25 protein-coding genes are annotated in these 23,017 nt (G+C 45.5%); 3 read left to right on the top strand and 22 right to left on the bottom strand.

Annotation, left to right across the window (positions count from 1 at the left end; all coding sequences use genetic code 11):
• Window positions 1–8: 8 nt before the first annotated feature.
• The 22 genes from atpD to dnaA all read right to left on the bottom strand — a co-directional run bounded on the left by atpD (window position 9) and on the right by dnaA (window position 22,084).
• Window positions 9–1,409, bottom strand: coding sequence for a F0F1 ATP synthase subunit beta (atpD, locus tag ICN25_RS01675; RefSeq protein ID WP_015420207.1), 1,401 nt, complete (start codon window positions 1,407–1,409; stop codon window positions 9–11).
• Window positions 1,410–1,464: 55 nt separating this feature from the next.
• Complete coding sequence (gene atpG, locus ICN25_RS01670) at window positions 1,465–2,334, bottom strand: F0F1 ATP synthase subunit gamma (RefSeq protein WP_215376411.1); 870 nt, start codon at window positions 2,332–2,334, stop codon at window positions 1,465–1,467.
• 17 nt (window positions 2,335–2,351) lie between these two features.
• On the bottom strand, window positions 2,352–3,893 hold the full coding sequence (gene atpA / locus ICN25_RS01665; protein ID WP_216136752.1) for a F0F1 ATP synthase subunit alpha: 1,542 nt from the start codon (window positions 3,891–3,893) through the stop codon (window positions 2,352–2,354).
• 45 nt (window positions 3,894–3,938) lie between these two features.
• Window positions 3,939–4,475: a F0F1 ATP synthase subunit delta gene (locus tag ICN25_RS01660; RefSeq protein ID WP_015420204.1), complete on the bottom strand. Its 537-nt coding sequence runs from the start codon at window positions 4,473–4,475 to the stop codon at window positions 3,939–3,941.
• Between the two features lies 1 nt (window position 4,476).
• Window positions 4,477–4,947, bottom strand: coding sequence for a F0F1 ATP synthase subunit B (locus ICN25_RS01655; protein WP_215334139.1), 471 nt, complete (start codon window positions 4,945–4,947; stop codon window positions 4,477–4,479).
• Between the two features lie 63 nt (window positions 4,948–5,010).
• Window positions 5,011–5,277 carry a F0F1 ATP synthase subunit C gene (atpE, locus tag ICN25_RS01650; RefSeq protein ID WP_012357116.1) on the bottom strand — a complete coding sequence of 89 codons (267 nt, stop codon included), beginning with the start codon at window positions 5,275–5,277 and terminating at the stop codon, window positions 5,011–5,013.
• 45 nt (window positions 5,278–5,322) lie between these two features.
• Window positions 5,323–6,198 carry a F0F1 ATP synthase subunit A gene (gene atpB, locus ICN25_RS01645; protein WP_216178745.1) on the bottom strand — a complete coding sequence of 292 codons (876 nt, stop codon included), beginning with the start codon at window positions 6,196–6,198 and terminating at the stop codon, window positions 5,323–5,325.
• Window positions 6,199–6,237: 39 nt separating this feature from the next.
• Entirely contained in the window at window positions 6,238–6,732 is a 495-nt protein-coding gene (locus tag ICN25_RS01640; protein WP_216178744.1) for an ATP synthase subunit I, read from the bottom strand.
• Window positions 6,733–6,800: 68 nt separating this feature from the next.
• The gene (locus ICN25_RS01635) at window positions 6,801–7,688 is read right to left on the bottom strand and encodes a ParB/RepB/Spo0J family partition protein (protein WP_216178743.1); all 888 of its coding nucleotides are present in this window, start codon (window positions 7,686–7,688) and stop codon (window positions 6,801–6,803) included.
• 23 nt (window positions 7,689–7,711) lie between these two features.
• Window positions 7,712–8,482 (bottom strand): ParA family protein, encoded by a 771-nt coding sequence (locus ICN25_RS01630; protein WP_216178742.1) that lies wholly within the window; start codon window positions 8,480–8,482, stop codon window positions 7,712–7,714.
• Window positions 8,483–8,506: 24 nt separating this feature from the next.
• A complete protein-coding gene (gene rsmG, locus ICN25_RS01625; RefSeq protein WP_216178741.1) occupies window positions 8,507–9,169 on the bottom strand; it encodes a 16S rRNA (guanine(527)-N(7))-methyltransferase RsmG in 663 nt (220 codons plus the stop codon).
• Window positions 9,159–11,087 carry a tRNA uridine-5-carboxymethylaminomethyl(34) synthesis enzyme MnmG gene (gene mnmG / locus ICN25_RS01620; RefSeq protein WP_216178740.1) on the bottom strand — a complete coding sequence of 643 codons (1,929 nt, stop codon included), beginning with the start codon at window positions 11,085–11,087 and terminating at the stop codon, window positions 9,159–9,161. Before mnmG ends, rsmG begins: the two co-directional genes overlap by 11 nt.
• A gap of 268 nt (window positions 11,088–11,355) precedes the next feature.
• Window positions 11,356–12,285 (bottom strand): branched-chain amino acid ABC transporter permease, encoded by a 930-nt coding sequence (locus ICN25_RS01615; RefSeq protein ID WP_216178739.1) that lies wholly within the window; start codon window positions 12,283–12,285, stop codon window positions 11,356–11,358.
• Complete coding sequence (locus ICN25_RS01610) at window positions 12,286–13,206, bottom strand: branched-chain amino acid ABC transporter permease (RefSeq protein ID WP_215308663.1); 921 nt, start codon at window positions 13,204–13,206, stop codon at window positions 12,286–12,288.
• A 17-nt stretch (window positions 13,207–13,223) separates the two neighbouring features.
• Window positions 13,224–14,447, bottom strand: coding sequence for an ABC transporter substrate-binding protein (locus ICN25_RS01605; protein WP_216178738.1), 1,224 nt, complete (start codon window positions 14,445–14,447; stop codon window positions 13,224–13,226).
• A 22-nt stretch (window positions 14,448–14,469) separates the two neighbouring features.
• Window positions 14,470–15,174 carry an ABC transporter ATP-binding protein gene (locus ICN25_RS01600; RefSeq protein WP_216178737.1) on the bottom strand — a complete coding sequence of 235 codons (705 nt, stop codon included), beginning with the start codon at window positions 15,172–15,174 and terminating at the stop codon, window positions 14,470–14,472.
• Complete coding sequence (locus ICN25_RS01595) at window positions 15,171–15,938, bottom strand: ABC transporter ATP-binding protein (RefSeq protein ID WP_216179501.1); 768 nt, start codon at window positions 15,936–15,938, stop codon at window positions 15,171–15,173. Before ICN25_RS01595 ends, ICN25_RS01600 begins: the two co-directional genes overlap by 4 nt.
• 95 nt (window positions 15,939–16,033) lie before the next feature.
• Entirely contained in the window at window positions 16,034–16,258 is a 225-nt protein-coding gene (locus ICN25_RS01590) for a DUF3717 domain-containing protein (protein WP_216178736.1), read from the bottom strand.
• Window positions 16,259–16,267: 9 nt separating this feature from the next.
• Entirely contained in the window at window positions 16,268–16,762 is a 495-nt protein-coding gene (locus ICN25_RS01585; RefSeq protein ID WP_216178735.1) for an SET domain-containing protein, read from the bottom strand.
• A 5-nt stretch (window positions 16,763–16,767) separates the two neighbouring features.
• Complete coding sequence (gene gyrB, locus ICN25_RS01580) at window positions 16,768–19,266, bottom strand: DNA topoisomerase (ATP-hydrolyzing) subunit B (protein WP_216178734.1); 2,499 nt, start codon at window positions 19,264–19,266, stop codon at window positions 16,768–16,770.
• A gap of 11 nt (window positions 19,267–19,277) precedes the next feature.
• Window positions 19,278–20,393, bottom strand: a complete 1,116-nt coding sequence (gene dnaN / locus ICN25_RS01575) for a DNA polymerase III subunit beta (protein ID WP_216178733.1) — start codon at window positions 20,391–20,393, stop codon at window positions 19,278–19,280.
• Between the two features lie 266 nt (window positions 20,394–20,659).
• Window positions 20,660–22,084, bottom strand: a complete 1,425-nt coding sequence (dnaA, locus tag ICN25_RS01570; protein WP_216178732.1) for a chromosomal replication initiator protein DnaA — start codon at window positions 22,082–22,084, stop codon at window positions 20,660–20,662.
• Between the two features lie 222 nt (window positions 22,085–22,306).
• Between dnaA and rpmH the strand changes: the two genes are divergently transcribed.
• From rpmH to yidD, 3 genes are read left to right on the top strand one after another with little or no spacing between them, the layout of a single operon-like run.
• A complete protein-coding gene (gene rpmH, locus ICN25_RS01565) occupies window positions 22,307–22,441 on the top strand; it encodes a 50S ribosomal protein L34 (protein WP_011903922.1) in 135 nt (44 codons plus the stop codon).
• A gap of 8 nt (window positions 22,442–22,449) precedes the next feature.
• Complete coding sequence (locus ICN25_RS01560; protein ID WP_216178731.1) at window positions 22,450–22,767, top strand: ribonuclease P protein component; 318 nt, start codon at window positions 22,450–22,452, stop codon at window positions 22,765–22,767.
• Window position 22,768: 1 nt separating this feature from the next.
• Window positions 22,769–23,008: a membrane protein insertion efficiency factor YidD gene (gene yidD / locus ICN25_RS01555; RefSeq protein ID WP_216178730.1), complete on the top strand. Its 240-nt coding sequence runs from the start codon at window positions 22,769–22,771 to the stop codon at window positions 23,006–23,008.
• The last annotated feature ends 9 nt before the right edge of the window (window positions 23,009–23,017 follow it).

Below are 23,017 nucleotides of genomic sequence, written 5' to 3'. Positions count from 1 at the left end.
GAGTTCGATTAAAGCTTCTTAGCTTTCTCGATGGCTTCATCAATTGAACCCACCATGTAGAACGCTTGCTCAGGCAAGTGATCCAATTCGCCGCTGCAAATCATTTTGAAACCACGGATAGTTTCTTTCAATGGAACGTATTTGCCTGGTGAACCAGTAAACACTTCAGCAACGTGGAAAGGCTGGGACAAGAAACGTTGAATCTTACGTGCACGTGACACAGCTAATTTGTCTTCTGGTGACAACTCGTCCATACCCAAAATAGCAATAATGTCGCGCAACTCTTTGTAGCGTTGCAATGTCATTTGAACTTCACGAGCAACTTCATAGTGCTCTTGACCAACCACTTGTGGGTCAAGCTGACGGCTAGTTGAATCCAATGGATCAACCGCTGGGTAGATACCCAAAGCAGCAATATCACGTGACAACACAACTGTGGAGTCTAAGTGTAAGAAGGTTGTTGCTGGTGATGGATCGGTCAAGTCATCCGCAGGAACGTAAACGGCCTGAATAGATGTAACAGAACCAGTCTTAGTTGAAGTAATACGCTCTTGCAACTTACCCATTTCTTCGGCCAAAGTAGGTTGATAACCCACAGCTGAAGGCATACGACCTAACAACGCTGATACCTCAGTACCTGCGAGTGTGTAACGGTAGATGTTGTCAACGAAGAACAAAATGTCACGGCCTTCATCACGGAACGCTTCAGCCATTGTCAAACCAGTCAACGCTACGCGCAAACGGTTGCCAGGAGGCTCGTTCATCTGACCGAACACCATCGCCACTTTGTCGATAACGTTAGATTCTTTCATCTCGTGGTAGAAGTCATTACCTTCACGAGTACGCTCACCAACACCGGCAAACACAGACAAACCTGAGTGCTGCTTAGCGATGTTGTTAATCAATTCCATCATGTTCACGGTCTTACCAACACCAGCGCCACCGAACAAGCCAACCTTACCGCCTTTAGCAAACGGGCAAACTAAGTCAATAACCTTAATACCGGTTTCTAACAAGTCAACGGAAGGAGATAGTTCATCAAACTTTGGTGCTGGCTGGTGAATAGCGCGACGCTCTTCAGTAGCAATCGGGCCTGCATCATCAATTGGGCGACCTAAAACGTCCATGATGCGTCCCAATGTTGCTGGGCCAACAGGAACAGAAATTGGACCGCCAGTAGATTTCACTTCCATACCGCGACGCAAACCATCGCTTGCACCCATGGCAATCGCGCGAACTACGCCGTCACCGATCTGTTGTTGTACCTCAAAGGTCAAACCTTTTTCAGCAAATGATTTTTCGCCGCTATCAACTAATGTCAACGCATCATAAATGTTTGGCATTTTGTCGCGTGGGAACTGAATGTCCACCACTGGACCGATACACTGCACGATATTTCCGTTACTCATCGCATTTCTCCGCTTTTAATTCCTGAATTCTTTCGTATTCCTAAACGCTGACCGCTTAAACAGCAGCCGCTCCGCCAACAATTTCTGACAACTCTTTAGTAATAGCAGCCTGTCGTGTCTTGTTGTATTCCAATTGCAATTCGCCGATTACATTCTTCGCATTATCTGAAGCGGCTTTCATAGAGACCATACGCGCAGATTGTTCTGAAGCCATATTCTCAGCAACAGCTTGATAAATCATTGCCTCTACATAACGCTTGAGCAAGCCATTCAAAATGGACTCTGCATCTGGTTCGTAGATGTAATCCCAAGAATTTCCTGCTTTCTCTTCTGGAGTTAATGCTGCTGGCTCCAGTGGCAAGAGTTTTTCTAAAACAGGCTCTTGTTTCATTGCGTTTACAAAGCGGGTGTATGCCAAATAAACAGCATCAATCTCGCCGCGCTCAAACGCTTCCAATTGGGCGGTAATTGCACCAATCAAAACATCCATATGTGGCGTATCGCCAATCTGAATTGTTTGAGAAATGAGTTTTGCTTTTGAGCGATTTAAAAACTGGAGGCCTTTTGAACCGATGGCAGTGTATTCAATGCCAACATTGCTGCCTTCCATATCGCGCACTTGGTTTGCAATCAGACGCAATACGTTGGTATTCAAACCACCGCACAAACCTTTGTCTGTTGTAACCAAGATCGTGCCAATCTTCTTCACTTCACGAGTCGCCATGTATGCAGGGCGGAACTCAGGATTTGCTTTAGAAAGATTGGCAACAATCTCACGAATTTTTTCAGCATATGGACGCGCATTACGCATACGCTCTTGGGCGCGACGCATCTTAGATGCGGCGACCATTTCCATTGCCTTCGTGATCTTGCGCGTGTTTTGCACGCTCTTGATCTTAGATCGTATCTCTTTTGTGCTTGCCATGATTTATACGAGCCCTCTTAGAAAGAGGCTGAACGCTTGTAATCCTCAATTGCAGCACGCAAAGCAGCTTCGTCATCTTTGCTCAAATCTTTTGTATCTTCGATACGGCCAACTAAATCAGCGTATTTAGATTTCAAATGATCTTGCAAACCTTTTTCGAATGGCAATACGTTCTTTACTTCGAGGTCATCAAAGTAGCCGTTATTCACAGCGTAGAGTGAAGCAGCCATTTCCCAAACTTGCAAAGGCTTGTACTGGGCTTGCTTACACAATTCTGTAACGCGACGACCACGCTCTAACTGCTTACGAGTTGCTTCGTCAAGGTCAGAAGCGAACTGAGCAAACGCTGCCAATTCACGATACTGCGCTAAGTCGGTACGAATACCGCCAGACAATTTCTTAATGACTTTAGTTTGAGCTGCACCACCAACACGTGACACAGAAATACCGGCGTTAATCGCAGGACGTACACCAGCGTTAAACAAGTCAGTTTCCAAGAAGATCTGGCCGTCGGTAATCGAAATTACGTTGGTTGGAACGAATGCAGAAACGTCACCAGCTTGAGTTTCAATAATTGGCAATGCGGTCAAAGAACCTGTCTTACCTTTTACTGAACCATTTGTAAATTTCTCTACGTATTCAGCGTTTACACGAGCAGCACGCTCTAACAAACGTGAGTGGAGGTAGAACACATCGCCAGGGTAAGCTTCGCGGCCTGGTGGGCGACGCAAGAGCAAAGAAATCTGACGGTATGCAACAGCTTGTTTTGTTAAATCGTCATAAACGATCAATGCGTCTTCGCCACGGTCGCGGAAGTATTCACCCATTGTGCAACCAGCATATGCTGAGAGGTACTGCATCGCTGCAGACTCAGAAGCACTTGCAGCAACAACAACGGTGTATTCCATTGCGCCTAGCTCTGTAAGCTTGCGAACAACGTTAGCAATAGTAGAAGCTTTTTGACCGATCGCAACGTAAACGCAATAAACGCCTTTACCTTTTTGGTTAATGATCGCGTCAACCGCAACTGCTGTCTTACCTGTTTGACGGTCACCAATGATCAACTCGCGCTGACCGCGGCCGATTGGAACCATTGCATCAATCGCCTTCAAACCAGTTTGAACTGGCTGACTAACGGATTGACGAGCGATAACGCCTGGAGCAACTTTTTCGATAAAGTCAGTCAACTTGGTATTGATTGGGCCTTTGCCGTCAATCGGTTGACCGAGTGCGTTCACAACACGACCGAGCAACTCTGGGCCGACTGGAACTTCCAAAATACGGCCAGTACATTTAACTGGGTCGCCTTCTTTAATGTGGGTGTACTCACCCAACACCACAGCACCAACTGAATCACGCTCAAGGTTCAACGCGAGGCCGATTGTGTTGTTAGGGAATTCCAACATTTCGCCCTGCATAACACCAGACAAGCCATGTACGCGGCAAATACCGTCGGTCACTGAAATTACAGTGCCTTCGTTGCGAAGTTGGGAATCAACACCCATTTCGCTAATTCGGCTTTTGATCAGTTCACTGATCTCGGAAGGGTTGAGTTGCATTACTTACTCCTGGGTCTTATTTCGTATGTTCTTAATAGGGATAACTTATGCGCCAAGACTTGCTTGCATTTGAGCTAACTGTGCTTTAACTGAACTATCCAATACTTCATCTCCAACTTGAATGCGAACTCCGCCAATCAACGCAGGATCTACTTGAATAGTTGGGCGCAATTCTTTACCCCCAAAGCGCTTCTTCAAACTTGACAACAAATCATTTAACGCGGAACCCTCTAATGGGAATGCGCTAGTAATCATTACTTCTGCTGCGCCTTCGCTCTGATTCTTCATTGCCTCAAATTGACGTGCAATTTCAGGAATGGCAGATAAGCGATGGTTTTGATTTACAAGACTTAAAAAGCTTGCGATTTTGCCGTCCAGCTTTGTCTTCACCATGCCGGAAAGCAATTTGCTTAAATCATCTGCAGATACTTTTGGATTGTTTGATAAAGCAGCAACTTCTGGCAATGCAGCTAGCTGCGCCAATTCATTTAACTGCTCTAAACAAGTAGCAAGCTCAGCAGGCTTAGCACTTTGAAAAAGCGCTTCAGCATAAGGGCGTGCAATAGTGGCTAATTCAGCCATATCAAAGTTCTGCCTTTAGTTGATCAAGCAATGTGCCGTGGGCTTTTGCATCAACTTCACGACGCAAAATTTGCTCTGCACCTTTAACAGCCAACACGGCAACTTCAGCACGCAACACTTCGCGAGCACGAGTTACTTGTTGATCTGCATCTTGCTTAGCTTGAGAAATGATGCGGGCTGCTTCAGCTTGTGCATTTACGCGAATTTCTTCAGCGGACATTTGCGCACGTTTTTCTGCTTCTGCAACACGCTGCACACCTTCTTGGCGTGCTTTATTTAATTCTTGCTCTGCTTCATTGCTTGCTAATGCGAGTGCTTCTTTACCACGCTCGGCAGCAGCTAAGCCGTCGGCAATTTTGCTTGAACGCTCATCTAACGCCTTAACTAGCGGTGGCCACACAAAGCGTGCAACAACCCACCATAAGACGAAGAAAACGATCATTTGCGCGAATAGGGTCGCGTTCAGATTCACGATATTCCTTTCAGTATTGTTGAGAACGGTTGGATGACCCGGTGGTCATCCACGCCAAAACAATTACTTAATAACTGCGAGCAGTGGGTTTGCGAAAGCAAACAACATTGCAACACCAACGCCGATCAAGAACGCAGCGTCGATCAAACCAGCCAAAAGGAACATCTTAGTTTGGAGTGGCTCCATCAATTCTGGTTGACGTGCACAAGCTTCGATGTACTTACCACCCATCAATGCAATACCTAAACAAGCGCCGATCGCGCCGAGGCCGATGATGATGCCGATAGCGATTGCTGTGAAACCTTGAATGTTTGCGAGAAATTGTTGCATGTTGCTGACTCCTGAAGTTAAAGAGATAAGTTAAAAATAAAAATCTTAGTGATGGCTATGCGCTTGCCCGATGTAGACCAAAGTCAACATCATGAAAATAAAGGCTTGCAACAAAATAACCAAAATGTGGAAGATGGCCCAAGCTGATCCAGCAATAACATGGCCCACCAATCCGAACAGGGATAAATCTAAATTAAATGTCCACACACTACCTAGCAATGCGATCAACAAGAAAACCAACTCGCCGGCATACATGTTGCCGAACAGTCGCATTCCCAATGAAACACCTTTAGCAAGATATTCGATGATGTTCAAAGCGAGGTTGAATGGAGCCAAGTACCACTTCGCACCAAACGGGGCAGAAACGAGCTCGTGCAAGAAGCCACCAAAACCTTTTACTTTGAAGCTGTAAAAGAAAACCAAAAGCAAAACAGACATGGACATGCCCATGGTCGCATTTAAATCGGTTGTAGGAACAACCTTATGGTGCGGCACATGAACACCAAAACTTTCAATGAAATGATTGACGCCCAAAACCCAATCAACTGGAATCAAGTCGAGGGTATTTAAAAGGATGATCCAAAAGAATACGAATAGTGCGAGTGGGGCGATGTAAGAGCGGTCGCCATGAACAATGCTCTTAGATTGTGTCTCAGCCATCTCAACAATCATTTCGATAAAGCACTGAAAGCGGCCTGGTACACCTGGAGTTGCTCGACGCGCTGCAATCAACAAAATGAATACAGTGAGCAAGCCCATGAGGGATGCCCAAAAAATGGTGTCTAAATTGATAATGCTGAAATCAATAATGGACGTCTGTGGTCCACCTGAATTGTTGAGGTTTTGTAAATGCTCAGAAATGTACGCTGTTGGCGTCATTTGCTCGGCTGCCGCGTGGGCTTGGTTTACTTCGCTAGACATCTCTTAACTAGTCCTTTGGTTCAATCTCATTTATTACTCTTAGCGCCACAACCACGCCAGCCACACACACTTAAGGGCAAGCACATAGGTCACCAACAATGGGACCCAAAGCACGCCCGGGATCAAATATGCAACCCCTAAAAACAGCATCAAAGTAACGACGATTTTGATAAATTCGCCCGAAACTAATGCTGCCAAATAATTCCCTGGATTCAATATCTGCGTATTTTTTGCCAACTCCAGCCTGATCAAAAACAAGGCTGACGGCAAGACGCTAATTAAACCACCTAAAAAGGCCGACTGAGTATAAAGGCTTACCCCTATCGGCTCCCCAAAAATTGACCAAATCACCATGCTGAGCACCGTAACGGCTGCTTGCGCAGCCAAAATCTTCCAGGGCGACAGTGGGGGGTGTTTGACAGCATTGCTAGCTTGCAACGCGGTCATTTCCTCTTTACTTAAAACCCGAAAGACCTCTTCTTCGGGCTCATCCCAGTCATTTACCTCAGAAAATCGATTTTTTTGAGGAATCAATTTAGCCCCGTGAGTTTAATGTGTGCACTGCAATAGGTCAAATGTTTTAGGGCCATTTTTGATGACTTTTAAGCCTCGACGCCCAGCTTTTTTAACAAAGAATCCAGCTCATCAAATTGGCTGAAGCGAATTCGGAGCTCGCCGCCTTTGCCTTTGAACTTAAATTCTGCATTTAAGCCTATTAAATCAGCTATTTCTTGAGTTAAACGGCGCATATCTGGGTCACGGCTTGGTAAACCACCCTCAGACTGAGTTTTGGCTTTTTTATCCCCAATCTGTCCACCAGCAAGTGCTAGGGCGGTAGACATTCTTTCGGCCTCTCGAACAGAAAGACCTTGGGCTGCAATTCTTTGCGCCAAAGCGATTTGACTTGCACCCGGCAAAGGCAACAAAGCGCGGGCGTGCCCCATATCAATATCACCAGCCAAGAGCATGGCTTGCACCGGTTTTGCCAACTGATTTAAGCGCAATAAATTAGTTACGGCGCTGCGTGATTTTCCCACCGCTTTTGCAGCTTGCTCATGCGTGAAACCAAACTCCTCAATTAACCTTGCGAGGCCCTGAGATTCTTCGAGCGGATTCAAATCCTCTCGCTGCATATTCTCAACCAAAGCCATTGCAGCGGCAGCTTGATCGTTAGCACCAGAAACTAAAACGGGCACCTCTTTTAAACCGGCCAATGTTGCTGCACGGAAGCGACGCTCACCCGCAATAATTTCATACTTACCAGGAGCAACCAAGCGCACTAATAATGGCTGCATCACGCCTTGTTCGCGAATACTTTCGGCTAACTCTTGCAATGCTCCCGCTTCCATTTTTTGACGCGGCTGATATTTACCAGCCTGCAATGCGGTTAATGGCAAGCGATTAATTTCAGCTGTAGTTTCTTTCTGCGCCTTATCGCCGAGCAACGCCTCTAAGCCACGACCCAAACCTTTTTTCTTTATTGCAACCATAATATTTTTCTTGTTCCTAGGTTTTACATTTGCTTAATGCGCTCAATCATCTCGGCACCAAACTCTAAGTAAGCTTTAGCGCCACGCGATGACTTATCAAACGCCACCCCAGGAAGCCCATAGGACGGGGCTTCGGCCAGGCGGACGTTGCGGGGAATAATGCTCTTGAATACTTTGTCACCAAAGTGCTCAAGCAATTGATCAGAAACTTGTTGTTGCAATGTCATGCGCGCATCAAACATCACGCGCAACAATCCAATGATCACCAAATCAGGATTTAAGTTTGCATGTACTTGTTTGATGGTATTAACTAAATCCGACAATCCTTCCAATGCAAAATATTCACATTGCATTGGCACGATCACACCGTTCGCCGCACACAATCCATTCAGCGTTAGCAGAGATAACGCAGGGGGACAGTCAATCAAAATAAAATCGTAATCATTTGCTACGAGTGCAAGCGCATCTTTCAATCGTTGTTCACGAGAATCCAAATCCACCAATTCAATTTCTGCCCCAGCTAAGTCACGATTTGCTGGCAGCACATCGTAACCAGAACTTTCGCAACGCACCGCGGATTCTTTCACCGATGACAGGCCAATTAAGACTTGATACACAGTGTTATTGAGATCTGCTTTTTCAATTCCAGATCCCATCGTGGCATTACCTTGTGGATCTAAATCTACCAACAAAACACGTTGCTGATGTCCAGCTAAACCAGCGGCCAAATTCACAGCAGTGGTGGTTTTGCCAACCCCGCCTTTTTGATTTGCAATACAAAATATTTTGGCCATAATTTTTCTTAAAAATGTCGTGCTTTAAAGGGGTAATTTTCTCACGGGGGATAAGACTAAAAGCCTGCGTTCCACCGCCAAATTTGGGATCTGTAAGGGCTCATCGGCAACCAAGCGCCAATCATCCATGCAAACATCTTGCAGCTCTTCGTCTGCCCGCTTAGCTTTCATTGCAAACACTAAGCCATCAGGCTTCAGAAGGGGGAGGGAAAGCTCTAGAAAGTGGGCAAGATTAGTAAATGCCCTAGAAATCACCGCATCAAACTGTCCGGGCTGTGCTCTACCAACCGCCTCGACGCGCTCACTCAGAACCTGAATATTTTTTAGACCCAGCTTGCCACGTACATGTTGCAAGAACGCCGTTTTTTTGCGGATAGCCTCAATCAAGGTCACATGCCACTCAGGCTGCAAGATGGCGATAGGGATGGCTGGCAAACCACCGCCCGAACCAAGGTCTGCGATTTTGGAGGATTCTTGGGCAAGAAATTGACGCATCACTGGTAAAACTGTAATAGAATCAATGAGATGCAATCGTACTGAGTTCTTTTCACCCTCAATTGCAGTCAAATTATGGACCTGATTCCAGCGGCCCATTTCCTGCAAAAAGAGCTCTAAATCTCCAATATTCGCGGAACTAAGGTTGAGACCCAAGCCCTCAATCCCCAAAGAAACCAAATCACTGCTCATGCGCTTCTTCTTGGGTGCGGCCTAGACCCTTTTTAAGGTGAACCAATAGCAACGAGAGAGCTGCCGGCGTCACACCAGAGATCCTGCCAGCTTGACCGAGGGTGCCAGGCTTATGCAAATTCAGTTTTTGCTGCACTTCTTTCGACAAACCAAGAACCTGGGTGTAGTCCAAAGACTCGGGCAAAGGAAAGCTCTCGTTATGCTCTTGGCGAGCAATCTCAACTGCCTGCCTGTCTATATAGCCTTGATATTTAATGGAAATTTCAACCTGATCGCTAATTTGCTGCGCCAAACCCAAGTCATCATCCAGCGTTCCTGGCGACCAAAGACCCTCAGCCAAACTCGTGACAGCCTCATAAGTAATGCCTGGGCGCCGCAAAAGGTCTGCCAAGCTGCACTCGTGGGATAAATCTTGGCCTAGGAGTTCAGAAACTGCCTTTGCGGACCCGTGCTTTGGTCCAATCCAAATATCTTGTAAGCGGGATGTTTCACGTGAAACAGCCTCTTGTTTTCTACAGAACGTATTCCAGCGGTAGTCGTCCACTAAACCAAGCTCACGGCCAATAGTAGTTAGGCGCAAATCTGCATTGTCTTCACGCAGGCTCAGGCGGTACTCGGCACGGCTGGTAAACATGCGGTAAGGCTCTTGAACACCCAAAGTAATCAGGTCGTCCACCAAAACACCAATGTAAGACTCACTGCGCTTGGGCAGCCAAGGCTCCTTGCCCTGTGCGGCTAAACCGGCATTAATGCCTGCAAGCATGCCCTGTGCTGCAGCCTCTTCATAACCCGTAGTGCCATTAATCTGGCCGGCAAAGTAAAGGCCGGCAATCGCCTTAGTCTCCAAACTATGGCGTAAATGGCGCGGATCAAAGAAATCGTACTCAATGGCATATCCAGGACGCACAATCACCGCAGACTCTAAGCCGCGGATACTTCGCACCAAACTCCACTGAACATCAAATGGAAGACTGGTAGAAATGCCGTTGGGATAAAACTCGTTTGTTGTTAAGCCCTCAGGCTCTAAAAAGATCTGGTGACTATTTCTGGAGGCAAAACGATGAATCTTATCCTCAATAGAAGGGCAATAGCGTGGGCCAACCCCCTCAATTACACCCGTATACATTGGCGAGCGGTCTAAACCACCCCGAATAATGTCGTGTGTTTGCTCATTTGTATGGGAAATCCAGCAAGGAACTTGCTTTGGGTGTTGCTCAGGTCGGCCCAAATACGAGAAAACAGGCACAGGATCTAAATCTCCTGGCTGCTCCAGCATGACCGAAAAATCAATCGTACGACCATCAATCCGCGGCGGTGTACCCGTCTTTAATCTTCCCTGAGGAAGTTTCAACTCTTTTAACCTGGCCGACAAAGAAACAGCAGCTGGATCACCAGCTCTACCACCCGCGTAATTATTTAAGCCCACATGAATCTTGCCATCCAAGAAGGTGCCGGCAGTCAGAACCACCTTCTTAGACATAAACTTCAGGCCCATTTGCGTAACTACGCCCTGGACCTCATCACCCTGAACCAGAAGATCATCTACAGCAGCCTGAAAAAGGGTGAGATTTTCTTGGTTCTCAAGGCGTCGGCGAATCGCTGCTTTATATAAAACTCGATCACCCTGTGCGCGCGTCGCACGAACAGCGGGGCCTTTGCTTGAATTCAATATCCGAAACTGAATGCCAGCCTCATCTGTAGCTGCGGCCATGGCGCCACCCATAGCATCAATTTCTTTTACTAAATGGCCTTTGCCAATCCCACCAATTGAAGGATTGCAACTCATGGCACCTAAATTCTCAATGCTGTGGGTAATAAGAAGGGTGTCGCATCCCATGCGAGCAGAAGCGAGGGCAGCCTCGGTCCCAGCGTGACCGCCACCAACCACAATGACATCGAAGTTCTTTGAATAACGCATGATTTGCCTCAGATAGGGCGATGATCATAGCATTTTGTAGGTTTCACGTGAAACAAATACTCACTCAAATAACAATAAATTTGATGTTTAATATATAAGTCGTTGATTTAATTGGAGTTTTTAAAAATAGTTGGGAATTATTGATACTAAACAACCCCGCAATTCTCGCCGCCGAGAAGGGGCGACACATATTGAACGAATGGCGGGAGGTTTTAAATGAGTACGGCGCCGAAGCGCCGTACTAAAAGCGAATAAGAAAAAACCTAAATCAGTTTTTCTTCTTAAAGAAGTGAGTAATTTCGCCGACAACCCCGCGACGGAATGCCAAGACACAGATTACAAAAATGAATCCGGTTGCAATGGTGCTCCAAGAACCAATGTTAGCTAGATAGTTTTGCAAACCAACCACAATTCCCGCACCAACAACTGGACCGAGGATAGTTCCCATTCCGCCAAGCAAAGTCATGAGAACAACTTCGCCAGACATGTGCCAATGAACATCGGTCAATGTTGCCAACTGGAAGACGAGGGTTTTCAAAGAGCCAGCAAGGCCCGCAAGCGCAGCTGAAATCACGAAAGAGATCAGCTTAAAACGATCAACGTCATAACCCAAAGAAACTGCACGCGGCTCGTTTTCACGAATAGCTTTTAAGACTTGGCCGAAAGGAGAGTCCACAGTGCGAACGATCAACGCAAATCCAAGCAAGAAAACGGCCAACACAAAGTAATACATGCTGACGTCATCCTTTAAATCGATCAGGCCAAATAACATTCCACGCGGCACACCCTGAATTCCGTCCTCACCACCAGTGAAGGGGAGTTGAACCGCTAAGAAGTAAACCATCTGGGAAAGCGCAAGCGTCACCATCGCAAAATAAATACCTTGTCGACGAATAGCTAAGGAGCCAATCAGAAAACCTAAGATACCGGAACCCAAAACACCCAACACGATTCCGAACTCTGGAGATAGGCCAGCCTCTTTACAAAGATAAGCGGTGATGTAAGCAGAGGTTCCAAAGAATGCTGCGTGCCCAAAAGAAAGAAGTCCAGTGAATCCCAACAATAAATTAAAAGCGCAAGCGAAGAGTGCGAAGCACAAGACCTTCATTGCAAAAACTAAATAAATAAAGTCTTGAAATGGAAGCAATAGGGCAATTAAAACCAGAATGCCGTAAAGCAGTTTTGTTTTTGAGTTCACTTATTTCTCCCGGCCGAAAAGTCCAGCAGGACGAATGAGCAACACGATTGCCATGATCACAAAAATAACTACGCCAGAAGCTTCTGGATAAAAAACTTTAGTTAAGCCTTCGATCAAACCTAAGGCTAGGCCGGTCAATATAGAGCCCATGATGGAGCCCATGCCGCCAATCACAACAACCGCGAAAACCACAATAATGAGATTTGAACCCATCAATGGGTTAACTTGAAAAATTGGTGCAGCTAGAACACCAGCAAAACCGGCAAGACCCACGCCATAGGCATAAGCCAAAGAAATCATTAGCGGCACATTGATGCCAAACGCCTGAAGAAGTTTTGGGTTTTCAGTACCAGCGCGAAGATAAGCGCCCAGCTTGGTTCGCTCGATCACATACCAAGTAGAGAAACACACCACCAAGGAAGCAACGACTACCCACAAACGGTACTTAGGCAAAATAATGCCAATCGACTCCAAGGGGATTGCGCCTTGCAATAACTCAGGGGCTGGATAGCTTTCACCAGAAATTCCATACCAATGACGGAACATGCCTTCGATGATGAGCGCCAAACCAAAAGTTAATAACAGGCCATACAAGTGATCCAGGTGATAAAGGCGCTTGAGCATCGTGCGCTCAAGGATCAAACCAAAGCCCGCCATAACCAAGGGCACCAAAATTAATGCAAACCAATAATTAATTGAGAACTCAGGAAAACCAAACCATTGGCCAACTTGAGTGAGGCCAATCCATGCAACAAATGCACCCATTGTGTACTGGGCGCCATGCGAAAAATTGATGATATTGAGTAGGCCAAAAATAATGGCCAGACCCAAACTCAAAATGGCATAGAAGGAGCCATTAATAAGCCCCACTAAGAGCTGAGCAACCAGCCCTTGTGGGGTAATTCCAAGAAGTTCAAACATACTTAGCTAGAAATGAATTACTTGTTAGTAACCAGCTTGCATCGCGACAATGAAAGTGGTTGTGTTGCCTCAGCAGCAGGAATCACCGCCTTGACGTTGTAATAATCCCATGGGCTCTTAGAGTCAGCCGGCTTCTTCACTTCAAGCAAATACATGTCGTGCTCAAACTTACCATCAGCGCGGATTTTTCCTTTGAATAATCCATCATCAATGTTGGTAGATTTCAAGGCTTTCATTACCGCTTGTGTATCGTCAGTACCAGCTTTTTGTACTGCAGTTAAGTAAGCAAGAACAGATGAGTAAACACCAGCTTGAACACTGGTAGGCATACGCTTATGTTGCAAGATGAAGCGCTTAGAGAATGCGCGTGTCTTATCGTCTTTATCCCAGTAGAAGCCTTCGGTTAAGTACATACCTTGTGCAGCATTCAAACCCAAAGAGTGAACATCGGAGATAAACATGAGCAAAGGAACTACAGTTTGTTTTTTATTGATGCCAAACTCTGAAGCTTGCTTCACCGAGTTAATGGTGTCTTGACCTGCGTTCGCCAATGCCACAACATCTGCTCCACTAGCTTGCGCCTTTAAGAGATAAGAAGAAAAGTCGCTGTTAGGGAATGGGTGCTTACTTGTTCCCAATACCTTACCGCCGTTTGCATTAACAACGTTGGTTGAGTCTTTTTCCAAAGCAGCGCCGAAAGCGTAGTCAGCCGTTAGGAAGTACCAATTCTTTTTGCCCTGCTTTACAACAGCCTTAGCCGTTCCGTTTGAAAGCGCGTAGGTATCGTAAGTCCAATGTACGTTATTAGCGGTACATTTTTCATTGGTAATTGGCAAAGAGGCCGCGCCAGAAACTAATGTGATTTTATTTTTTTGTTCTGCCACTTCCATCACGGCGAGCGCAACGTTGGTAGATACCAACTCAACAATCACATCAACGCCGTCTTTGTCGTACCACTCACGTGCTTTATTTGCGGCAATATCTGCTTTGTTTTGATGATCAGCGCTAACCAATTCAATCTTTTTACCAATAACAGTGCCATCTTTTGAAAAGTCGGCGATCGCCATTTTTGCCGCAATCACAGCGCCAGGACCAGCTAAGTCTGAATACGTTGAAGACAGGTCGGTTAAAACACCAATCTTGATTACATCACCACTAACTTTAGCTGTTTGTGCAAACGCTGGGTTTGAACCAAAAAAGGTTGCCGCCACCAGACATGCGGTAATTTGCTTTAGCTTCATTTTTATCTCCTATAGATAACCACTAAACACCAAGATACTCATTCAATAAGCTTGCCTTCTCAGCAAGCTCGTTTTGATTCACAACTTCCACCACATTGCCGTGCTCAACCACATAATGACGATCAGCCAAGGGCGCTGCAAAGCGGAAGTTTTGCTCCACCAACACAATTGTGAAGCCTTTGTTGCGCAAACTCGTCACCACCTCGCCCAGCTTTTGAACAATCACCGGCGCCAAGCCCTCAGTAATCTCATCTAACAATAGTAGTTTTGCGCCCGTTCTCAGAATACGTGCCATTGCGAGCATTTGCTGCTCACCACCCGACAACCTTGTGCCAGGGCTATTGCGTCGCTCATAAAGGTTGGGGAACATCTCATAAATCTCATCCAGACCCATGCCACCAGGGGCAATCTCTGGCAACAGCATTAGATTTTCTTCAGTACTTAGGCTGGCGAAGATGCCGCGCTCTTCTGGGCAGAAGCCAACCCCGAGACGGGCAATCCTGTAAGTTGGCATCGCAATAGTTTGGTTGCCATAAATCTCTACTGAGCCCGTTCTTTTGCTGGTTAAACCCAAAATGGTTTTTAAAATAGTGCTGCGACCAGCGCCGTTGCGACCCAAAAGGGTGACCACCTCACCATCACGCACTGCAAAATTCACACCATGAAGGATGTGGGACTCGCCATACCAAGACTCAAGGTTTTTAACCTCTAGGGCCATATTGCTCATATGCTGTCGCCCCCATGACTACCCATGTAAGCCTCAACAACCAGCGGGTTGCTTGAAACCTCCTGATAAGAGCCCTCAGCCAAAACCGAGCCTCGCTGCAATACCGTAATGCGGTCGGCAATAGATGACACCACCTTCATATTGTGCTCAACCATCAAAATCGTGCGGCCCTTAGCAACCCGATCAATTAACTCGGTAACACGCTCTACGTCTTCATGCCCCATTCCCTGTGTTGGCTCGTCCAACAGCATTAATTCGGGCTCCATGGCCATGGTGGTGGCAATCTCTAAAGCTCTTTTACGCCCATAGGCCAGGTTTAAAGTCTCTTCGTGAGCAAAATCAGCCAAACCAACTTCACACAAGAGTGCCTCAGCGCGCTCATTAAGCACGTTAAGCGAGTCTCCGGACTTCCAGAAATGAAATTCGGTACCCAAGCCTCGCTGCAGTGCAACACGAACATTTTCTAAAACAGTTAAATGCGGAAAAACGGCAGAAATTTGAAAGGATCGAACAACGCCGCGCCGCGCAATTTGTGCCGGCTTTTCTTTAGTGATGTCAAAACCATTAAATAGAATTTGGCCGCTGCTAGGCTCTAAGAATTTAGTAAGGAGGTTAAAACAAGTTGTCTTGCCCGCTCCATTGGGCCCAATCAAGGCGTGAATAGTTCCCCGAGTGACATCTAAATTGACATCACTCACCGCAGAAAAACCTTTAAAAGTTTTTCCAAGGCCAATTGTTTTTAATATTGTTTCTTGCAAACTCAGATCCTCACACCCTTTTATGGGCAAGAGTTTGAGAATACCCTAAGAGAGTGCTTACTAATATAGCGATAACCCTAAAGACACAAAGCGCGTGTTGTTTAATTTGTGTGGGTACTTTTGAAAAATTTTTGAATTGCTAATCTTGCCGTCTCATCCAACACATCCATGGGAACCCTTTGGGCGCCCTGAACAATCATGAGGGCATATGGCTTCGCAAGCGCCGCAGCCTCTGGGCACAAGTGCAACTCCTCACCAACTGCAGGTGATTGGCTGCGCCAATAGTTAATGGCGGCCTCTAGATCTTGAATGCTGACAAACAACATTTTTGAGGGTTACTTATTGTCAAGTGAGAGCATGGTGCCACGACATTTTTTTGCACCACAACGACACTCGTAGTCTTTTTTCATTTTCTTGGTAACGCGACCCTCGACATCGAGCGAGTAGTCATAGAAAAGCTCCTCACCCAATTTGAGGTCACGTTTGGCATAAATAAACACCCGTGGCTCACCATCAAAATTATCTTCTCGGGTTTCGCAGCTAGGCTTGCAAGAATGATTAATCCAGCGTGCGGCGTTGCCGCCGTATTTAGCATCAATACAACGCCCATCTTCTAAAGAAAAATAGAAAGTGTGATTTGGGTCTTTGGGATCATGTGGATGGCGCTTCTCAGCCAGCTTCCAGCTAATGCGCTCACCCTTGTACTCAATGATGGCCGCACCTTTTTTAATAGGTTTTGCAGCAAACACCCCTTTGCCGTGAATAGGTGAAGACTTAACGATGATGCAAGACCTATCCACACTTGGTACTGCCAATTTCTTTTTAGCCATCTAAATCAAACATCCAGGTTACGAGCAATTAATGCATTTTTCTCAATAAACGCGCGACGCGGCTCAACCTCATCACCCATCAAGGTGGTGAATACTTGATCGGCGGCAATGGCATCTTCAATTTTGACTTGAAGCAAAGTGCGTGAACCAGCATCCATTGTGGTTTCCCACAACTGCGATGGGTTCATCTCACCAAGACCCTTGTAGCGCTGACGACTAAGCACACGCTCTGCCTCAGAAAGCAACCAAGCAAAGGCCGCCCTGAAATCTTGAATGGCTTGTTCTTTTTGGTTTTTGTCTGGATCGCCACGACGCACTTTCGAGCCAGGCAATACTTTGCCAGATAAAACCGCGGCAGCATTTGCCAAGCTTTGATAGTCATCACCATGAACAAAGTCAGAGTTAATTGCAGATAACTTCAGGTTGCCGTGTATGCGGCGAGAGAGCAACAACTTAAATCGATCGGTGCGCTCTTCCTTTTGCACAATAATTTCTGGTGGCAAGGCCAAAGGATTTAAAGAATCAGCAAGTGCAATGCGTAACCGCTCAGCAGACTCTTGAGCAGACTGTTCAGTATCTAAATTTAATTGGGTACCAGAAGCAATTGCACGCAAGGCATCTTCATCAATAGTGCGTGAGAGGCGATCAACAATAGATTGAATGACTTGATAATGCTTTGCCAACTCACCCAATGCAGCGCCTTCAATAATTTCACCAGCAGGGGTTTGTAGTGATGCTGACTCTAGAGCGATCTTTAAAAGCAGTTGGTTTAATTCAGCATCATCTTTGATGTACTGCTCATTCTTACCAAACTTCACCTTATATAAAGGTGGTTGCGCAATATAGATATGGCCACGCTCAATCAGCTCAGGCATTTGTCTATAGAAGAAAGTAAGTAGAAGTGTGCGGATGTGGCTACCATCAACGTCCGCGTCGGTCATGATGATGATGCGGTGATAGCGCAGTTTGTCGGCTTTGTATTCTTCAGCACCAATACCCGTACCAAGCACGGTAATTAATGTAACAACCTCTTGGCTGGCCAGCATTTTGTCAAAGCGAGCCTTCTCCACATTTAAGATTTTTCCCTTGAGCGGAAGAATTGCTTGGAAACGGCGATCGCGCCCCTGCTTCGCAGAGCCTCCCGCGGAGTCTCCCTCGACAATAAACAGTTCAGATTTGGTTGGATCCTTTTCTTGGCAGTCTGCCAACTTGCCGGGGAGGCCTAAACCATCCAAAACCCCCTTACGACGAGTCATATCACGCGCTTTACGTGCAGCCTCACGGGCACGAGCGGCATCTACAATTTTCCCGCAAAGGATTTTTGCATCGGCAGGGCGCTCTTGAAGATAGGCACTCAAAGCCTCAGCAACAATTTCCTCTACTGGACCACGAACCTCACTGGAAACTAATTTATCTTTTGTTTGGCTTGAAAACTTTGGTTCAGGCACCTTAACCGACAGCACACAGGCAAGGCCTTCGCGCATGTCATCACCAGAGATTTCTACTTTTGCCTTTTTGGCGACTTCATGTTCATCAATATATTTATTAATGACACGTGTCATAGCGGCACGCAAACCGGTTAAATGGGTACCACCATCACGCTGAGGAATATTGTTAGTAAAACAAAGTACTTGCTCACTAAAACTATCATTCCACTGCATAGATACTTCAGCGGTGATGTTGCCGCCTAAGTCTGATGGGCGAATACCTTCAGCATAAAAAATATTTGGGTGTAAAACATTTTTAGTTTGGTTGATGTACTCAACAAAACCTTTTACACCGCCAGAGAAGGCAAAATCCTCTTCTTGACCAGAGCGCTGATCAATTAGTTTGATATGAACGCCATTGTTTAAGAAAGAGAGTTCACGGATACGCTTAACAAGAATTTCATAATGAAACTCGACATTTCCGAAAATATCTTCATCAGCTAAAAAATGGACTTCTGTACCAGATAAGGTGGTATCACCAGTAATTGTGATTGGAGAAACCGCGACACCATTTTCTTCTTTAATATTGCGGTTCTGAATCACACCACGCGCAAACTCCATATAGTGAGCTTTGCCGTCACGACGAATAGTGAGCTTTAACCACTTAGATAGCGCGTTAACGCAACTTACACCAACACCATGCAAACCACCAGAAACTTTATAGCTATTTTGGTCAAACTTACCACCAGCATGTAACTCCGTCATCACAATTTCAGCTGCACTTCTTTTCGGCTCATGCTTGTCGTCGTACTTAATGCCTGTTGGAACGCCACGACCGTTATCAACGATAGAAATGGAGTTATCGGTTTGGATAACAACAGTAATCTCAGAGCAATAACCAGCTAACGCTTCATCAATAGAGTTATCTAAAACCTCGAAAACTAAGTGGTGCAAACCTGTGCCATCGGAGGTGTCTCCGATATACATGCCCGGACGCTTACGAACTGCCTCAAGACCTTCTAAGATTTGGATCGATGATGCACCGTACTGCTCTACTGCTTTTTTTTCTTCAGTCATTTTTTTCTAAATTAAATACGCATTGGCATCACAACATACTTGAAGTCTTCCGAACCAGGTAAGGTAATCACCGCACTACTATTGGCGTCACCTAAGCTAATTTGGATTTTTTCATTCTTCAAGTTTGATAAAACATCTAATAGGTAACTTACGTTGAAACCAATCTCAACTACATCACCACTATATTCAGTCTCAATCTCTTCCTGCGCCTCTTCTTGTTCAGCATTCGTTGATTGAACGGTGATTCGATTTGGTGATAAAGAGAAGCGAACACCTTTAAATTTATCGGTTGTCAAAATTGCAGCTCGCTGTAACGCTGATTGCAAAACATCGCGCCCAACTACCAATGAATTTTTATGGCCTTTTGGAATCACTCGCTGAAAATCAGGAAACTTACCCTCAACCAATTTTGAGATCAATTCGATATCGCCAAAAGTAAACTTCACCTGGTTTGATGTAAGACTCATCTCCAACATCTCATCTGAGTCCTCAAGGAGGTGTTGGCACTCAAGAATGGTTTTACGAGGAATAATAATTTCTTGTCTTTGACCAGAACCCACTGGAGCCTCAGCTAATTCAACCTGGGAATAAGCTAAACGATGGCCATCAGTAGCTACAGCGATTACCTGTTTGCCCTCAACAACTAACAACATACCATTGAGGTAGTAGCGAATATCTTGTTGTGCCATTGCAAAATGGACTTGACTAACCAGTTGACGAAAACTCTTTTGAGTCATCTTCCAACTTGCAATCACCTCACCAACACTTTGCATTACCGGAAACTCAGTTGCAGATAAAGTTTGCAAAGAGAAGCGGCTCTTACCGCTTTGAACAACCATCTTGTTATCTTTAAGATTTAATGCAACCGGCCCCTCCGGGAGAGCGCGCAAGATGTCAAGCAACTTTCTTGCGGCAACCGTGGTGGTTACATCTTCAGAACCAACACCAAAACTAGCATTGGTTGTAATTTGAATTTCTATATCAGTGGATATAAAAGAAACCTTGTCACCCTGCTTCTTAAATAATAAATTCGCCAAGATGGGTAAGGTATGTCTACGTTCAACAATGCCACTAACAACCTGAAGAGGTTTTAACAAACTGTCACGTGAGGTGTTTACTAGTTGCATTGCTTTTAAATCCTTGTATATATCTTATTAGTAGTAGTAATAAGGCTCGTTATTTCGGTGGATAACTCAAAAACCGTATATAAAACAACCCATTAAAACCAAAAAAAACCTGTGGAAAACTTTTGTATAAACACTGCATAAATATTGGATAACTTTTAATCAACACCCTATTTTTGCATGAAGCGTGAGCTTTCCACAATTTATCCACATGTTGTCCCCAAACTTATCCATTGACCTATCCACAACCTTATCCACAGGCTAGAAACCTACGACTTTAGGGTTTGCTCAATAACGTGGATTTCGTGGTTGAGTTGACCATCATGGGAGCGTTCTTCACCAATCTTTCGAACGGCATGTAAGACGGTTGTGTGATCTCGGCCGCCAAACAACTCCCCAATCTCTGGGAGGCTTTTCTGGGTAAGCTCTTTAGCCATAAACATGGCAATTTGGCGTGGACGAGCAATGTTTGCTGGACGTTTTTTGGAATACATGTCCGCAACTTTGATGCTGTAAAAATCTGCCACCGCCTTTTGGATGTTTTCAACCGAAATTTGACGATTCTGTATTGAAAGTAAGTCTTTTAGGGCTACGCGGGCCACATCAATAGTGACCTCTTTGCCGTGGAAGCGAACAAAGGCCAAAATCTTCCTTAACGCCCCCTCCAACTCTCGTACGTTGGATCTTAAGTGTTTCGCCACAAAGAAGGCCACATCCTCACTCATGGGGATGCCCTCACTCAAAGCCTTTTTCATCAAAATGGCTACGCGCATCTCAAGTTCGGGTGGTTCGATTGCTACCGTTAGGCCTGAATCAAAGCGTGAAATGAGGCGATCGTCTATCCCAGCCATTTCTTTTGGGTAGGTATCGCTTGTGATGATGACCTGGGCTTTGTTGCTCAGAAGCGCCTCAAAAGCGTAGAAAAACTCCTCTTGAGTCCGAGATTTCCCACTAAAAAACTGAATATCATCAATTAATAGAAGGTCCAATGAGTGGTAATAGCGCTTAAAGCGGTCAAAAGCCTTTTGCTGATAAGCCCTGACCACGTCGGAGACATACTGCTCTGCGTGGATATATCGAATTCGGGCATTGGGCTTCTCTTTTAAAAGATGGTTCCCAATCGCATGGATTAAGTGGGTTTTACCTAAACCTACCCCACCATATAAAAACATGGGGTTATAAGAGGTGCCTGGATTGTGGGCAACCTGAATTGAGGCGGCCCTCGCCAATTGATTTGCCTTACCAGTTACAAAAGTCTCAAAAGTAAGGTTCGGGTTTAGTTTTGAGTGATCTTCAATTTCAAAAGCCTGCTCCTCTGTCGAGGCGCTATCCGAATTAATTACAAGCTCTTGAGGTTCAGCTTTTTCTTGAGGGGTGCTGGCCGGCATTGTTTGGCTGCTTGATCCCTCAACATTAAGAATGAAGCTTAGGGCAATTGGGTGGCCAAAATATTGATCCGCCATCTCTTGGAAACGGTCAGAAAAAGTCTTTTTTATCCAATCAAGCTTGAACCTGTTTGGCGCTCCCAAGATGAGTGACTGCTCACTTTCATCATAAGAAACTAAGCTTAATGGGGCAATCCAAGTTTTAAATTGTTGGGGGGAGAGCTCGCGAGCAAGGGCGCCTAGGGCGCCATCCCAAAACCCCAGTGGGCTAAGTGAATTCAATGTGGGTGGATTCTGTAAGTTACTCATATTTTTGGAGGATCCATTGTAGCGATCCCATAAAGTTATCCACAAGCCAGAAAAACGTGGAAAACCTGTGGATAACTTGTGTATAAAATCTAAAAATACCTATAAATCAATGGCTTAATAAAAACAGTCAAACAAAATAGAGAAAAATACCTATATATTCTTCCGCGGCGGTTGACCTTTTGCTGCGCAACAAGGAAAATACGGGGTTTTGCAGGATGAATCATGAAAAGAACATACCAACCCTCAGTAACACGTCGTAAACGCACTCACGGATTCCGTATTCGTATGAAAACTAAGAGTGGACGCGCAGTTTTAAATGCACGTCGCGCTAAAGGTCGCAAACGTCTAGCTGTTTAAATTAGCAGTTGAATAGCGCCAGGATTTCTGAATTACTAAAAACACGCCCCAAGACAAATTTGTATTGGGGTTTGTATTTGGCATCTCCGGTTCAGGGCGTTAAACCAGACTTAGGTATTGCGGTCGCTAAAAAATTAGCTAAGCGTGCAGTAGATCGCAACCAATTAAAGCGCATGATCCGTGAATTGATTAGAGGCGCCCAGGCTACACACCTCAACAGCGATGTTGTGGTGAAGCTAAAAAAACCAATTGGTCGTGAGACGCGCGGCAGACTCAGAAATAAAGAAAAAGAAGCTCTGCGCACTCAAATAGATGGGTTGATTTAACGTGCACCCACTAAACAAAGCGGCTGTTAAGGTTTTGAGAGCTTATCAAATAGCGCTTAGTCCTTTTGTTGGCATGCAATGTAAGTTTGTGCCTTCTTGCTCTCAGTACGCTTGCGACTGTTTTACAAATTACGGATTTTTAAAAAGCTTTAGGCTAATGGTGTGGCGTGTTTTGCGTTGCAACCCATGGTCACAAGGGGGATATGACCCCGCAGTAAAACCAACACCTCATCATCATTAAGTGAATGCA

This window comes from Polynucleobacter sp. 80A-SIGWE (assembly GCF_018882295.1).
GTDB lineage: Bacteria > Pseudomonadota > Gammaproteobacteria > Burkholderiales > Burkholderiaceae > Polynucleobacter.
This window is presented reverse-complemented; position numbering and strand designations above follow the sequence as displayed.

Excerpts from the sequence above, each read along its gene's own strand:
- atpD (WP_015420207.1), bottom strand. The coding sequence starts at position 1,409 with ATGAGTAACGGAAATATCGTGCAGTGTATCGGTCCAGTGGTGGACATT.
- atpG (WP_215376411.1), bottom strand. The coding sequence starts at position 2,334 with ATGGCAAGCACAAAAGAGATACGATCTAAGATCAAGAGCGTGCAAAAC.
- atpA (WP_216136752.1), bottom strand. The coding sequence starts at position 3,893 with ATGCAACTCAACCCTTCCGAGATCAGTGAACTGATCAAAAGCCGAATT.
- ICN25_RS01660 (WP_015420204.1), bottom strand. The coding sequence starts at position 4,475 with ATGGCTGAATTAGCCACTATTGCACGCCCTTATGCTGAAGCGCTTTTT.
- atpE (WP_012357116.1), bottom strand. The coding sequence starts at position 5,277 with ATGCAACAATTTCTCGCAAACATTCAAGGTTTCACAGCAATCGCTATC.
- atpB (WP_216178745.1), bottom strand. The coding sequence starts at position 6,198 with ATGTCTAGCGAAGTAAACCAAGCCCACGCGGCAGCCGAGCAAATGACG.
- ICN25_RS01635 (WP_216178743.1), bottom strand. The coding sequence starts at position 7,688 with ATGGTTGCAATAAAGAAAAAAGGTTTGGGTCGTGGCTTAGAGGCGTTG.
- ICN25_RS01630 (WP_216178742.1), bottom strand. The coding sequence starts at position 8,482 with ATGGCCAAAATATTTTGTATTGCAAATCAAAAAGGCGGGGTTGGCAAA.
- rsmG (WP_216178741.1), bottom strand. The coding sequence starts at position 9,169 with ATGAGCAGTGATTTGGTTTCTTTGGGGATTGAGGGCTTGGGTCTCAAC.
- mnmG (WP_216178740.1), bottom strand. The coding sequence starts at position 11,087 with ATGCGTTATTCAAAGAACTTCGATGTCATTGTGGTTGGTGGCGGTCAC.
- ICN25_RS01610 (WP_215308663.1), bottom strand. The coding sequence starts at position 13,206 with ATGTTTGAACTTCTTGGAATTACCCCACAAGGGCTGGTTGCTCAGCTC.
- ICN25_RS01605 (WP_216178738.1), bottom strand. The coding sequence starts at position 14,447 with ATGAAGCTAAAGCAAATTACCGCATGTCTGGTGGCGGCAACCTTTTTT.
- ICN25_RS01600 (WP_216178737.1), bottom strand. The coding sequence starts at position 15,174 with ATGAGCAATATGGCCCTAGAGGTTAAAAACCTTGAGTCTTGGTATGGC.
- ICN25_RS01590 (WP_216178736.1), bottom strand. The coding sequence starts at position 16,258 with ATGTTGTTTGTCAGCATTCAAGATCTAGAGGCCGCCATTAACTATTGG.
- ICN25_RS01585 (WP_216178735.1), bottom strand. The coding sequence starts at position 16,762 with ATGGCTAAAAAGAAATTGGCAGTACCAAGTGTGGATAGGTCTTGCATC.
- gyrB (WP_216178734.1), bottom strand. The coding sequence starts at position 19,266 with ATGACTGAAGAAAAAAAAGCAGTAGAGCAGTACGGTGCATCATCGATC.
- dnaN (WP_216178733.1), bottom strand. The coding sequence starts at position 20,393 with ATGCAACTAGTAAACACCTCACGTGACAGTTTGTTAAAACCTCTTCAG.
- dnaA (WP_216178732.1), bottom strand. The coding sequence starts at position 22,084 with ATGAGTAACTTACAGAATCCACCCACATTGAATTCACTTAGCCCACTG.
- rpmH (WP_011903922.1), top strand. The coding sequence starts at position 22,307 with ATGAAAAGAACATACCAACCCTCAGTAACACGTCGTAAACGCACTCAC.